Here is a 13,551-nt window from a genome sequence, read left to right as displayed (position 1 = left end):
GGCTCGAACGTCTTGTTAAAAACATTGGATGTTTGTCATTCAATATTCGTAACCAACAGAAGCATATTCCACTTAATATAATAGTCAGTTACTTTTAAATTAAGTGGCTTGGTCGAACTATAAGTTTGTCAACAGGACATTTTTTGCTACGCTCCGTTTCGCGGTGGCTTCGCCACTTTACCGCAAAACTCCACTACACAAAAAATGCCTGTTACAAAGGCGTTAAGGCCCAATAAGTCAGGAATCGAGATGGAAGAAAATAAAGTATTCAAAAACATATGGAGATTCAACGCCATCGTCATTATGTTGGTTGGCGTACTGGGCGTTGCACTAGCTTTATTTGCTTGCATTATGATCTATAAAGATATGACGCGTGACCGCAGTGTAAGAAATATAGTCAATATAGAAGAATCTCCCGAAGAGAAAGAGGAGTGGCAGCTTGGCAGCATTACAACCATTGATGGGTCTGACTTTCTAATGATGCCGCTTCATTCGGAGCAAAGCTATTCCAGAGGCTCATATAGTAAATCCGCATCATCGACAAGGAACTACCTATTTATTAATGTGGTAAGCAACCAAAAGCATTGGTTGTTTGGAAAAAATGACTATCTCATTACACAAACAAATCAGCTTCCAAATACAAGATTTGACGAGCAGTCTAAACATGCGAAAGCAATTCTTTACCATGTGGTTAAGTCCGATACAAATAATGATAAAGCACTAACTTCTTCTGATTTATTTACTGTTGCAATATCAAAACCGAACGGCAAAGAATATGTTGAGTTACTGAAAGATATCGATTTTGTTAATGGGTACAAAACCATTAACGAAAACACTGTGATATTAATATTTCAAAGAGATAATATCGGTTATTCGACAAGTATTGATTTAAATAGCTTATCAATTTCAGGTGAAGAGAAACTCCCTAGCGTTCAGCCTTAACAAAACAATCAACCGGACTCCGCTAAGCGTGGTTCGCTTTGCTCACAATACCACGCTTAGCTCCGCTCGGTTATTGTGGCGTTATGTGACTCAGGATATTCATGGATAGAAACATTAAAAAAGCGCTTAGATGGGATTCTGGTTACAGAGCTAAACCAATAAAACCAGACAAAGCTTCCTTTTCAAGCGGCAAGTATTCTATGGCGTATGCGTGCCTCGACTGCAAAACCTCTTTTCAACGCAGCTTTCCTGGTGCTCCATGCGATTATCCATTGCATGGCCAGTGTGTTTCTTGCGGTGGTGTTACTTATAATTTAGGCCGGCACTTCAAAGCTCCCAAAAAGTCAGATATCGCGCAATGGAAAAAGGTAGCTTACCTCATTCAGCATGGTTTCTATTTTCAAAAAATTAGGCCTATTAAATACAGCTATTGCAGTGTTTCATACCCTTCAACGTTGGCAGACGCAAAAGTGTTTGTTAAAAAGTACAAAAAGTATGCTCTTATTTAGGGTAAAGTCACATAACAAAAAAATTAAGTTCGCCCGCTGCGCGGGCTGGGACGCAAACACGTGGGCTGACTCGCTTCGCTCGGATTTTAGCCCACATGTCTGCGCCCCTTATTTAAAAGTTATAAGCACAGGGAATTCATGCGCAATATTCTCATTTTGTTGTCCTTTTTAAGTTTCTTTAGTTTAGCTAACGTAACTTCTACAAATATCAAATTAACTCCTGAAAAAGCATTTTGTTTAGGTTTTACTTTAGATCGTCCCGGTAATGAATACGTTGGGTTAAATTACCCTGATGTTATTAACCAAAAATGGGTGCCTGTATCAACTATGGTTGAATATAGTTTCAATCAAAATCCCATTTTCATAACGAGAACTGATTTTGATAAAACTAATCAGCAAGAGCAGATGGTAATTCTTGGCTTTCACGAAACTATACATTCAGGTGGTGATGCTGCAATATCAATTACCTATCAATGCCTTGATAAATGCGGAACAAATTATTTAAAAAAATATACTGTTCCGTCTATCGTTAATTATATTCAAGCTAAGGTGCAACAGTGCTTATAACAAGCCAATCAAGCGGGACTAAAAACAGTTTGCTCGGTTTCGCTTCGCTACACATTTTAGCAAACAATTTTTAGCCCCTTATTGGGGCGTTAGTGTTGCAATCAAACTACGGAGTGTAAAATGGAATTAGGTGCATTTTCAGTAAGTTTATCGGTTAGTAACATCGAAGAGTCGAAAGCTTTTTATCAAAAATTGGGTTTCGAGATAGTTGGTGGAGACCAATCTCAAAACTGGTTAATACTTCGAAATGGCGATCACACAATAGGATTATTTCAGGGGATGTTTGAAGGTAATATCATGACTTTCAATCCTGGCTGGAGTAGCAAATGTAAGCCATTAGAATCTTATACTGATGTTAGAGAACTTTTAAAAGAGTTTGAAGCTCAAGGTGTCGATATAATACAAGAATCTATTTCGGGTGAAAGTGGTCCTTCGAGTTTCTCTATTAAAGATCCTGATGGCAATTCAATCCTGATAGACCAGCATGTGTAAACAACACTAACAAGCACTTCAAACGGAACAAAAACAGTTGGTTAGGTTCCGCTTCGCTACACATTATAACCAACTGTTTTTGTCCGCTTAAGTGGGCGTTAGGCAACCTAGGAGTTAAAGTGAAACATTTTATCGTTTTTGTTGTAGTAGCTTTATTGAGTCATTCGCTTATTGCTGGTGAGTATGCTCAAGAAGCAAATGAGAATCCATTCTTAAATGGAGAGCTAAATTCCAAATACGAGGGTGAAGTAACAGCTTTGGCCGGTGACGTAGTAGAAATACAGCCAACGGAGCAGAATTTTCCCGTATACAAACTTAATTTAAGTATTGTGGGTGTAAAGCCAATCTGGGTAACAAGTATCGCTCCAAAGCCGGAAGGTGGTATTAGTGTAGGAGATAAAATGATTTTTAAGGGCTTTATCTCCACGACCTTAGCTACAGATCCGAGTGGAAAATTAGGAAAAATCACTGGTAGTAAAACTTTGTTAATGGCAATTCAATCGGAGCGCGCCAAGTAAATGCCTAACAAAAGTAGGCAAGCGACAAATATTGCGTCGCTCCGTTTGTGTAAGGGCTTCGCCCATTTTACACAAACTCCACAACACAATATTTGCGCCTGCTACTGGCGTTAGGCATCATATTTAGGAATTCGAAATTGTTTATATTTACTGTAATTATTTTTATTGGATCTTTAGGTTGGGTATACTTTGAGCCTGGTTGGGAGCCTTCATTGTTTTCAATAGCTAGCTTTGCAGCAGTGGTATCATCCGAAAACCATGTGAAAAGATGGATTAAAAATAAGATCAATGATTTTCGTGCAAAGAAAATTACTATTGAAAATGGACTTATCTCTGACTCAGACGAAGACATATTAAAAATTATCAGACCATTATGTTTGGGTGAAAATGTATTGTTTACGTGTACTAATGTAGACGCATTCAAATTTAAAAAAGATTCAATGACTCAATTTGATAGCGATGAAATCCGATTCTATAAAAAATCGAAGTCTGATAGTTTACTAGCCAAATCTAAATTAGTTGAATCTGCAGTTGTTATTATATCTGAGCTGTATAAAAGCCATTTAATTAATATGGAAATATCTGATCTTCCAAAAGTGATTAGAAACTTTGTTAAAATCACTTACCCTAACTCCAATGGGAAACCTAGTTTTTTTATTAATGGTAAAACAACTTCCTTTGATATTTATTCAAACTCTATTGATGGAAAAACATTCTCATTTATTGCGGATTTCCCTGATAATATTGTTGAAAAAATTCTCACCAAACTGAACCTTAAGAATACAAGTGAACTTGCTATTCCTTATCACTATTCAGCTTTGGAATTACCAGAAGACGCATTCAATGAATATGTGTTGCCCGCTCAGATTCATTCAGCCCTGAAGGTATATAAAGAATATAAAGACAATGATAGTTTTTGGGTTGCATACAATTGGGCTTTTGGTCCGCACTAAAATGCCTAACAAGCTAATAAATAAGGACAAAAAACAGTTTGCTGTTTTCGTCCCTCAACATTTTAGCAAACAATTTTTTGCCTGTTAATAGGGCGTTAGGCATCTAACCCAAATTAGGATGACACCCATCCTAATTGTTTCAAAAAAATTAACAGCAAACAGTGTGATGAGTGTATTGTTATAAATAATGAATCACGTAAAAACTGAGCTATGTAGACAAAGTGAAAGTAAAAATAGACAGCCCAATCGGGCTACGATAGCGGTTTATTAAAGAATAGCAAACGACTCGGCTGTATCGAACCGGCTTTCCTTTAAATAAAAAGCGGAACATTACAGTGAATAAAAGCATGAATAAATTGACCTTACGGGGTCAAGCGAAAGTAAATGCGCAATGGCAACTGTATTGCCTTGTTCATAATATAGAAAAGCTGCAAAACACGATGCATTAAGAAGGGTAAGCCCTCTTACTCTAAATAAAAGCCACTCAAACACCCGAAATCCCTTCCAAAACGCCAATTAAAACAATATCAAACACTTCTATATTCTGCGTAAAAATACAGTAATCAATTGAACCAAAATAGGAACTCAGCTATGGTTTGTTTATCAATAAAAAACAAATTTAAAAGCGAGTTAATCTACAGGCTCGTTATGTAACCAAGGAAGAATCGTGAAATTCTGGAGAAACTCGTCCACAGAACATTATCCAATGTGGAAAGCATTCTTAATGTACATCTGGGTAATACCTGGAGTTCCGATAGGAACCTTTTTAGGTGTTTATTTCTTAGAGGCTCGTAATAGGAGCGATGATGAATTATTACTTAGCTTGCTTAACTATCGTTTAGATTTTACTTTGATTATTTTATTTGGTGTTGGTTTTATCCTTTGGGTTTGGTCTATTAGAGCCTTAAGTAAGCCTGTTTTTCAAATTCATCAAAATAGGTTGTACTTTTACGGTTATGGCTTTTTTAAAGATGACATTGCACTTGATTCACTTCAAGAAATACGCTCCTATAATCTTGGTCCGCTGGGTCACCTAATAGACTTTAAATCTAAAGTCGGTATTACCTTTAGATCTTTTGCTTTTCTATCAAACATTAATAAAAGTAAATTAGAAAAGTTTTTTGAGGAAAGTGGTATAAAGGTTACATAACAAACCATTCAAGCAGGACATTGCTCCTCACCCGTTTTAGTGGACACCTCCTCATCACTTTGAAGAGGCTAAAATGCCTAAATATACTCAACCTAGGAAGACATGGTTTTATCCAGTTAATTTTAAAATCAAAGTGTTGTGGCATAGTGATTTTGGCCACTATTTACATACAAACTTGTATAAAACCAAGTGGAGCTTTCTTATGCCTTAGTTTTATTAAAAACGTCCACTAATGTTAAACTACAAAAAACTTAATTACTTAATATAGCTATGGCATTTTACATTCCTTTATTACAACCTCACTTTAAGCACATTGAAATTGGCGATACGCTTACATCACTTTGGAGTGGATGTGGCAGTATTGTGCAGTGCCAGCTTGATGATAAAGCCTGCGTTATTAAAGCGATTAAAATACCCAGTTATATAAACCATCCTAAAATTAAACAAAGCGAATTTGCGCTTAAAAGAAAGCAGCACTCATATAGTGTTGAATACACATTTTATAAGCTTTATAGCCCGCATTTACCAGTACATGCGCAAAGTATTGAATGTATAGGTGCAATTAATAAAGATGATGAATATGCGCTGGTGTTTAAGGATTTCACCAAACATGGGTTTACTCAAGCAGGGCCACAACATGTTAAAGCTATATTAAGGTGGCTTGCACACTTTCATGCGTTTAACTTAAGTAAACCCGCTGAAGGGTTATGGCAGCAAGGCAACTACTGGCATTTAAGCACGCGCCCAGATGAGTTTCATAAACTAAAAGATAACCTTGATAAAAAGTCCGATATTAAAAATGTTGCACATAAAATAGATGAGCAACTACAAAGTTGTGCGTACAAAACGCTGATTCATGGCGATGCAAAACTTGCTAACTTTGCAGCAAATGAGCACGATAAAATACTCGGTTATGATTTTCAGTATATAGGTGCAGGTTCTGGGATAATTGATGTAATGTATTTTATGACCAGTTGCTTAAGTGATGCACAATTACACGAGTGCGCTGATGAGTACCTTGTGTATTATTTTGATAATTTAAAGGCTGCTATTACAGCTTATCACCCTTGGGCAACAGCAAGTAAAATAGCTGACGATTGGCTCGCTTTATGGCCTGCTGCATGGGCTGACTTTTATCGATTTTTAGCTGGGTGGAGCCCCGAGCATCAAAAAATAAATAGTTATATGCAACAGCAAGTAAACAGCTGGTTAGCGGGTAACATTTAATAAACAGGTTTTGCTAATCTCTTGCATAAATATCAAGCAAAACAATACATTTTGGCACGATGTATGAAAATCTCTTTAAAACTACAGGTCAAATGACCTTTTTTAATATAAAATACTGCAAATTCTTGTATCAGTAGGTTTATATCATGGCAATTCACGTTATTTCTCACCCTCTTGTTCAACATAAACTAGGCTTAATGCGAGCGCATGGTATTAGTACTAAAAGCTTTCGTGAATTATGTTCTGAAGTTGGAACCTTATTAACCTACGAAGCAACTAAAAACCTACAGTTAGAAGATAACGAAATTACAGGCTGGGATGGCAATAAATTAAAAGTAGAGCATATTAAAGGTAAAAAAATTACCGTAGTGCCTATTTTACGCGCAGGTCTTGGCATGATGGACGGTGTTATGCAGTTATTACCAGCCGCTAAAGTAAGTGTGGTTGGTCTTGAACGTAACGAAGAAACGCTAGAGCCAGTACCATATTTTGAGAAGCTAGTAGGTAATATTGATGAGCGCTTAAGCTTAGTTATTGACCCTATGCTTGCAACAGGTGGCTCAATGATTGCCACAATCGATATGCTTAAAAAAGCAGGCTGTAAAGAAATCAAAGTAATTGTATTAGTAGCTGCACCAGAAGGTGTGGAAAAAACACTTACAGCACATCCCGACGTAGAAATATTTACAGCCTCTGTAGATAGCCACTTAAACGAAAAGGGCTATATTATCCCTGGTTTAGGCGATGCGGGCGACAAAATATTCGGTACTGTTTAGGAGTCTTGAAGTGCAAAATAATGACACCTTTTCAATAAAAACCATTTTAACAGGCGCGCAAATGCTGTTTGTAGCATTTGGTGCGCTGGTATTAGTGCCACTTTTAACGGGCTTGGATCCTAATGTTGCGCTTTTTACCGCTGGCATTGGTACTTTGCTGTTTCAGGTAGTGACTAAAGGCCAAGTGCCTATATTTTTAGCTTCATCGTTTGCTTTTATTGCACCCATTATTGCCGCTGTGCAAATGTGGGGCGTGCCAGCCACTATGGGCGGCTTAATGGTAGCGGGCTTTGCTTATATGCTTTTAAGTTTATTAGTAAAGTTTAAGGGCGTTGCAACGCTTCATAAAATTTTACCGCCTGTGGTTGTAGGCCCTGTAATTATGGTTATTGGTTTAGCGCTTGCACCTGTTGCTGTAAATATGGCGATGGGTAAAAGTGGCGACGGAAGTATTCAAATTATTGATTACAACAGTGCTATTTATATTTCGTTGTTCTCGTTAGTGGTTACGCTTATTTTTGCAGTGTGGGGAAAAGGCGTATTTAAGCTTATACCTATTCTGGCAGGGGTTGTTGCGGGTTATTGTTTATCGCTTGGTATGGGCGTTGTGCAATTTGATGCAGTAACTAACGCACAGTGGTTTGCTGTACCAAACTTCACATGGCCTGAGTTTAAATGGCAGGCTATTTTGTTTATGGTGCCTGTAGCAATAGCACCTGCAATTGAGCATATTGGTGACATGATGGCTATTAGCCAAGTAACCAATAAAGACTTTTTGAAAAAACCTGGGCTTCACCGTACTTTATTTGGTGATGGCCTTGCGACGTCTGCAGCATCATTATTTGGCGGCCCGCCTAACACTACTTACTCAGAGGTAACGGGAGCAGTTATGCTTACCAAAAACTTCAATCCTAAAGTAATGATGTGGACAGCCATTATCGCCATTATTTTAGCCTTTGTTGCTAAAATGGGATCTGGCTTACAGACTATACCTGTACCTGTAATGGGCGGCATTATGATTCTACTTTTTGGCTCTATTGCTGTAGTGGGTTTAAATACATTAGTTAAGTCGGGCGATGATTTAACAGCACCACGTAACTTAAGTATTGTTGCACTTATTTTGGTGTGCGGTATTGGCGGTATGCATATAGGTGGTAGCCAATTTAGTTTAGAGGGCGTAAGTTTATGCGCTATTTTAGGCATTGTACTCAACCTTGTATTACCTAAGGCGCAGCCTCAAGAGAGTTAATAGTGCACGTAAGTTAAAAACATTGCACCAAAATAGCGCATTTTCAATGCGCTATTTTTTTAACCTATTAATAAATATACAAAAATAATAATGGTCTAGTATCTGCATTTAATTTCCAGAACGCATCGTATGCAAAGGAGTTACTATGTCAGAGGCCAATATTGTGGATATAACCCCGTTTTTAGCAAAACACCAACTGCCTTTAAAGTATCAATATTTGAGTGAGCAATATTTTGTTCCACTTGCGCATGACATCCTCGAATCTAAAAAAACAAATACTCCTATTTTTGTTGCCATAAATGGATGCCAGGGCTCAGGAAAAACAACACTCGCAGATTTTTTAGTTACGTGGTTTTCTAAAAACACACCACTTAACAGTGTAGCATTGTCAATTGATGACTTTTATTTAGCAAAACAAGCACGTACTGAGCTTGCCAAAGACGTACATCCTCTTTTTACTACTCGCGGAGTACCGGGTACTCACGACGTAGCGTTAATGAATAGCACAATAACTAATTTACTGGCAGGAGAGGTAAACGTACCGCTTCCACGTTTTAATAAACACGAAGACGACTGCGTGCCAACAAGTGATTGGCTAACAAATGAAAAGCCAGTTGATATTGTTATTTTAGAAGGGTGGTGCGTGGGCAGTGAGCCACAACCGTTGTTTTCATTGAGTGAGCCGCTTAACGAGTTAGAGCAACAGTTTGATAAAGAAGGCGTTTGGCGCCGCTGTGTAAATAGCTGTTTGGCAAATGAATATAAAGCCGTTTTTAACCTAATTGATTATACCGTTATGCTAAAAGCACCGAGTTTTAGTGATGTTTTTACATGGCGACAAGAGCAAGAACAAAAGCTAATAGCCAAAAAAGGTGAAGGCTCAGGCACCATGACTAACGAGCAATTGGTGTATTTTATTTCTCATTTTGAGCGCATTACGCGTGAGAACTTAAACACACTGAGCGCTAAAGCAAATGCTTTAATTGAACTTGATAGCAACCGAGATATTAGTGGTATGCACCTAACAAGTGATGACACCCTTCAACCTATTATTTTTACAGATTTGGACGGTACATTACTCGATCACGCCGATTACAATACAAATAATATTAGTGAGTTATTACAGCAGCTGCAAAATGCGCATATTCCTGTGGTGTTTAATACCAGCAAAACTTTTTGCGAAGTTATAGAGCTTAAAAACGATTTAAATATTCAACAACCTTTTATTGTCGAAAACGGTGCAGCAGTATTTATTCCAGAAGACTATTTTGAATTAAAGCCAATTGGTTGTAAAAAAGTAGGCGCTTATTGGTGCTACGCAATGGCAAAGCCGTTATCGAGTTTATTAAATGATTTAAATACTTTAAAGGCGGATTATAAAGCGCATTACAAATTGTTTAGTGACTTATCGAGTGAGCAAATTTCAGAGCTTACCGGGCTAAACGATGCACAAGCAAGACGCGCACAAACTCGCGATTATTCAGACCCTCTTTATTGGTATGGCAATGACGAATTACTCACAGCCTTTGTAAACGATGTTGAAGCACTCGGCTACGATATAAAAATTGGCGGACGCTTCATTCATATTGCCAAAAATACCGATAAAAGCGCTGCACAGCAGTGGTTAGTTAAACAGTTTACCCATCATTTCAGAAAGCCTCTCACGGTTATAGCACTGGGTGATAGCGATAACGATAAGCAAATGTTAGAGCACGCAAATATCGCCATTATTATTGCCAATCCGGCGAGTAAAAAGCCGGTTAAATTGTCGCACAACAAAGCACGATACTCTCAATCGCCAGCACCGCTGGGCTGGATTGAAGAAATAACGTCGTTGCCGTGTATTAGCAGTATTTTAAGTATTTCTGAGGAGCAAACATCTCATGGCTGATTTTTACCAAAATGGCATTATTACAACATTACATAATATTGCCGACAGACCAATAGAAGACCTAGAAAAAGAGCTACTTACTTTTAGTAAGCAGCGCCCTATGGGGTTAATACTTCCTTCGCTATTTAGTGAACTTGAAGGCCCTGCGCTGCAAAATATAGTTAGTGAATTACGCGAAGTACCATATTTATCACAAATTACGATAGGCTTAGATAGAGCCGACGAAGCACAGTACCGTCATGCACTAGGCTTTTTTAAAGAGCTAAACCAAAACCATAAAGTATTATGGAACGACGGCCCACGCTTACAAGCACTAGATAAAGAATTACAAGAGCTAGGTGTTGCACCACGTGAGCTGGGTAAAGGGCGTAATGTGTGGTATTGCATGGGTTATAAATTAGCAACAGCAGAAGTAGAGTCTATCGCGCTGCATGATTGCGATATTTTAACCTACGACAGAAGCCTACTTGCTCGCTTAATTTACCCCGTTGCGCATCCGCGTTTTAACTATGAATTTTGTAAAGGGTTTTACCCGCGTACTGCTAATGGCAAAATTAATGGCCGTGTATCGCGCTTATTAGTAACGCCATTGCTTCGCTCATTTAAAACAATTTTAGGCAATACCGACTACCTTGAATATATGGACTCTTTTAGATACCCACTTGCAGGTGAGTTTTCGTTTAGACGCGATGTATTAAATGATATTCGTATCCCAAGTGATTGGGGCCTTGAAATAGGTGTACTGAGTGAAATGTATCGTAACTATTCGCATAACCGCTTGTGCCAAGTAGATATTGCCGATAATTACGATCATAAACACCAAGAACTTTCACTTGATGATCAAAGTGCAGGTTTGTCTAAAATGTCGATTGATATTACTAAGGCATTGTTTAGAAAGCTGGCGACTCAAGGTGTTACTTTTACCAGCGAAACAATTCGTTCATTAAAAGCGACTTATTACCGTATCGGTTTAGATTTTATAGAAACGTATCATAACGACGCGCTAATGAACGGGTTAACGCTTGATGTACACCAAGAAGAAAAAGCAGTAGAAATGTTTGCACAAAATATTATGGAAGCAGGGCAACACTTTTTAGAAAACCCAATGGAAGCGCCATTTGTGCCAAGTTGGAACCGTGTTGTATCAGCAATGCCAGACGTACTTGAGCGCTTAAAAGAAGCCGTAGAGCTAGATAACGAAGAATATAGTTAACCTGCGTGCAGGTTAATTAGCCTATAAGTCTAAACAATAAATATTAGGGGCGCATGTGAGCACAGTTAGCGAATTATTTTTACAACGAGTAGAGCAACATCTTCATATTATTTATGAGGGTGTTGAGCTGCCTTTATCGGTTACTGAGCTTGCTCAGCAACTCATTAAAATTATACTAGGTAGCAATGCACTGCGCGACCCGACACCCCATACAAACCGGTGGGATGAACAAGATATAGTATTGATTGCTTATGGCGACTCTATTATTAAACACGATGATAGTGAATTTGCCGTATCGAGCCCAATGGAGGCACCGCTTAAAACACTACACAGGTTTATAAAAGAGCAATGTGATATGCAGTTAAATGCGCTGCACATATTGCCATTTTACCCGTACAGCTCAGACGAAGGCTTTGCCGTAATGAACTACGTGCAAGTGAATGAGTCCTTGGGTGATTGGGGAGATATTCAAAATATCGCTAAAGATGTAAAGCTAATGGCGGATTTGGTTATTAACCATTGCTCAAGCAGAAGTGTATGGTTTGAGAACTTTTTAAATGATTTACACCCGGGTAAAGATTATTTCAAAACGGCGAGCTTAACGGATGATTTAAGCCAAGTTGTACGCCCGCGAACCTCATCGTTATTAAATACTGTAACAACGCCAAGCGGTGAAAAGCACGTATGGTGTACGTTTAGTCACGATCAGGTTGATTTTGACTTTGGCAATCCTGATGTACTTAAAGAGTTTGTGGGAATAATTAGGCATTATTTAGACAATGGCGTGCGTTTATTTAGACTCGATGCGGTCGCATTTTTGTGGAAACAGCTTAATACAAGTTGTATTAACTTGCCGCAAACACATGAAGCCGTAAGGCTAATACGAACACTTATTGAGCACGCAGAGCCGAGCGTAGTTATAATTACCGAAACCAATATTCCAAACCAAGAAAACTTATCTTATTTTGGTAATGCCAACGAAGCGCACAGTATTTATAACTTTGCACTGCCGCCTTTATTGCTTCATACATTACTTAGTGGCGATAGCACTGCAATTAAGCATTGGATGATGAGCATGCCACCTGCGCAAAATGGGACGGCATACTTTAATTTTATAGCCTCGCACGATGGAATAGGGCTCAGACCAATTGAAGGTTTATTACAACCCAGTGAAGTGGCGTCACTTGTAAGTACCACTATGCAATTTGGTGGTCGTGTATCTATGCGAACCAGTAACGATGGCACGCATACACCGTATGAGCTAAATATTGCTTTATTTGATGCTCTCCAAGGGACGCACAATGGCCCAGATAAGTTTGGCCTGGAGCGGTTTATGTGTGCTCACGCAATTATGTTTGCGCTTGAAGGTATCCCAGGGCTTTATATTCATAGTTTGTTGGGTACAACTAACGATTACGAACGCTTTGAAAATTCACAGCATAACCGTGCTATTAACCGCCATCGTTGGCAAGAGTCAAAGCTACTGTCGGCAATTGGTGAAAAGTACAGTCATCATCATAAAGTGTTTAACGGCATAAAAAGCTTATTGGCAGTACGCAAAAAGCAAAGTGCCTTCCACCCAAATGCTACACAGTTTACGCTGCATTTAGCAGGGGGATTATTTGGTTTTTGGCGACAAAGTATAGACAGACGCCAAAGCATATTTTGTGTTTATAACATTAGCGATAAACCACAAACACTCACATTGGCCGACTTAAACTTAATTAACACCCAAAAGTGGTTTGATTTGGTGGCAGATAAAACGATTGAAGAAAGCCAATTAACAATAGAGCTAGAACCATACCAAAGCGTGTGGCTGAGTAATATTAAATAAAATGTTTTAAAAAAGGCTCGCACTGCGAGCCTTTGTTTTAACTAGGGCGTGTTGATCTTTGTGGATTGAAATTCGTTCAATCTAGGGGCGATTAAATCGCGACGCGAGGTTTGTAACCTAGTGGGCTCGATAACTGCTCCTGCGTTATTCTACTGGCTTACATCCATGTAAGAATAAGTAAAAACCGAGCAAAGCTTCCGCGTCCTGCTCACGCCCCTTACCTACATCCA

14 protein-coding genes are annotated in these 13,551 nt (G+C 38.6%); all 14 read left to right on the top strand.

Annotated elements, in window-relative coordinates; genetic code table 11:
- Positions 1-249: 249 nt before the first annotated feature.
- The 14 genes from H5090_RS20195 to H5090_RS20130 all read left to right on the top strand — a co-directional run bounded on the left by H5090_RS20195 (position 250) and on the right by H5090_RS20130 (position 13,321).
- Positions 250-942, top strand: a complete 693-nt coding sequence (locus H5090_RS20195; RefSeq protein WP_182696585.1) for a hypothetical protein — start codon at positions 250-252, stop codon at positions 940-942.
- A 101-nt stretch (positions 943-1,043) separates the two neighbouring features.
- On the top strand, positions 1,044-1,451 hold the full coding sequence (locus H5090_RS20190) for a hypothetical protein (RefSeq protein WP_182696584.1): 408 nt from the start codon (positions 1,044-1,046) through the stop codon (positions 1,449-1,451).
- A 138-nt stretch (positions 1,452-1,589) separates the two neighbouring features.
- Complete coding sequence (locus H5090_RS20185; RefSeq protein ID WP_182696583.1) at positions 1,590-2,018, top strand: hypothetical protein; 429 nt, start codon at positions 1,590-1,592, stop codon at positions 2,016-2,018.
- 120 nt (positions 2,019-2,138) lie between these two features.
- Positions 2,139-2,510, top strand: coding sequence for a VOC family protein (locus H5090_RS20180; protein WP_182696582.1), 372 nt, complete (start codon positions 2,139-2,141; stop codon positions 2,508-2,510).
- 119 nt (positions 2,511-2,629) lie between these two features.
- The gene (locus H5090_RS20175; protein WP_182696581.1) at positions 2,630-3,028 is read left to right on the top strand and encodes a hypothetical protein; all 399 of its coding nucleotides are present in this window, start codon (positions 2,630-2,632) and stop codon (positions 3,026-3,028) included.
- Between the two features lie 137 nt (positions 3,029-3,165).
- A complete protein-coding gene (locus H5090_RS20170; protein WP_182696580.1) occupies positions 3,166-3,981 on the top strand; it encodes a hypothetical protein in 816 nt (271 codons plus the stop codon).
- 347 nt (positions 3,982-4,328) lie between these two features.
- Positions 4,329-4,430, top strand: coding sequence for a transposase (locus H5090_RS21105; RefSeq protein ID WP_182703488.1), 102 nt, complete (start codon positions 4,329-4,331; stop codon positions 4,428-4,430).
- Positions 4,431-4,705: 275 nt separating this feature from the next.
- A complete protein-coding gene (locus H5090_RS20160) occupies positions 4,706-5,131 on the top strand; it encodes a hypothetical protein (RefSeq protein ID WP_032827236.1) in 426 nt (141 codons plus the stop codon).
- Between the two features lie 270 nt (positions 5,132-5,401).
- On the top strand, positions 5,402-6,358 hold the full coding sequence (locus tag H5090_RS20155) for a phosphotransferase (protein ID WP_182696579.1): 957 nt from the start codon (positions 5,402-5,404) through the stop codon (positions 6,356-6,358).
- Positions 6,359-6,504: 146 nt separating this feature from the next.
- A complete protein-coding gene (gene upp, locus H5090_RS20150) occupies positions 6,505-7,134 on the top strand; it encodes a uracil phosphoribosyltransferase (RefSeq protein ID WP_002958676.1) in 630 nt (209 codons plus the stop codon).
- A gap of 10 nt (positions 7,135-7,144) precedes the next feature.
- On the top strand, positions 7,145-8,383 hold the full coding sequence (locus H5090_RS20145) for a uracil-xanthine permease family protein (protein ID WP_149593033.1): 1,239 nt from the start codon (positions 7,145-7,147) through the stop codon (positions 8,381-8,383).
- A gap of 145 nt (positions 8,384-8,528) precedes the next feature.
- Positions 8,529-10,274 carry an HAD-IIB family hydrolase gene (locus H5090_RS20140; RefSeq protein ID WP_149603638.1) on the top strand — a complete coding sequence of 582 codons (1,746 nt, stop codon included), beginning with the start codon at positions 8,529-8,531 and terminating at the stop codon, positions 10,272-10,274.
- Positions 10,267-11,487, top strand: a complete 1,221-nt coding sequence (locus H5090_RS20135; protein ID WP_002958673.1) for a glycosyl transferase — start codon at positions 10,267-10,269, stop codon at positions 11,485-11,487. The genes H5090_RS20140 and H5090_RS20135 overlap by 8 nt, the downstream gene beginning before the upstream one ends.
- 55 nt (positions 11,488-11,542) lie before the next feature.
- The gene (locus H5090_RS20130) at positions 11,543-13,321 is read left to right on the top strand and encodes a sugar phosphorylase (RefSeq protein ID WP_182696578.1); all 1,779 of its coding nucleotides are present in this window, start codon (positions 11,543-11,545) and stop codon (positions 13,319-13,321) included.
- The last annotated feature ends 230 nt before the right edge of the window (positions 13,322-13,551 follow it).

Source organism: Pseudoalteromonas sp. SR43-5 (assembly GCF_014163835.1).
Taxonomy (GTDB): domain Bacteria; phylum Pseudomonadota; class Gammaproteobacteria; order Enterobacterales; family Alteromonadaceae; genus Pseudoalteromonas; species Pseudoalteromonas distincta.
The sequence above is the reverse complement of the archived record's forward strand: the minus strand, read 5'-3'. Positions and strand labels throughout refer to the sequence as shown.

What these genes read in the sequence shown, in the direction of transcription:
- H5090_RS20195 (WP_182696585.1), top strand. Translation starts at nt 250, where the DNA reads ATGGAAGAAAATAAAGTATTCAAAAACATATGGAGATTCAACGCCATC.
- H5090_RS20190 (WP_182696584.1), top strand. Translation starts at nt 1,044, where the DNA reads ATGGATAGAAACATTAAAAAAGCGCTTAGATGGGATTCTGGTTACAGA.
- H5090_RS20185 (WP_182696583.1), top strand. Translation starts at nt 1,590, where the DNA reads ATGCGCAATATTCTCATTTTGTTGTCCTTTTTAAGTTTCTTTAGTTTA.
- H5090_RS20180 (WP_182696582.1), top strand. Translation starts at nt 2,139, where the DNA reads ATGGAATTAGGTGCATTTTCAGTAAGTTTATCGGTTAGTAACATCGAA.
- H5090_RS21105 (WP_182703488.1), top strand. Translation starts at nt 4,329, where the DNA reads ATGAATAAATTGACCTTACGGGGTCAAGCGAAAGTAAATGCGCAATGG.
- H5090_RS20160 (WP_032827236.1), top strand. Translation starts at nt 4,706, where the DNA reads ATGTACATCTGGGTAATACCTGGAGTTCCGATAGGAACCTTTTTAGGT.
- H5090_RS20155 (WP_182696579.1), top strand. Translation starts at nt 5,402, where the DNA reads ATGGCATTTTACATTCCTTTATTACAACCTCACTTTAAGCACATTGAA.
- upp (WP_002958676.1), top strand. Translation starts at nt 6,505, where the DNA reads ATGGCAATTCACGTTATTTCTCACCCTCTTGTTCAACATAAACTAGGC.
- H5090_RS20140 (WP_149603638.1), top strand. Translation starts at nt 8,529, where the DNA reads ATGTCAGAGGCCAATATTGTGGATATAACCCCGTTTTTAGCAAAACAC.
- H5090_RS20135 (WP_002958673.1), top strand. Translation starts at nt 10,267, where the DNA reads ATGGCTGATTTTTACCAAAATGGCATTATTACAACATTACATAATATT.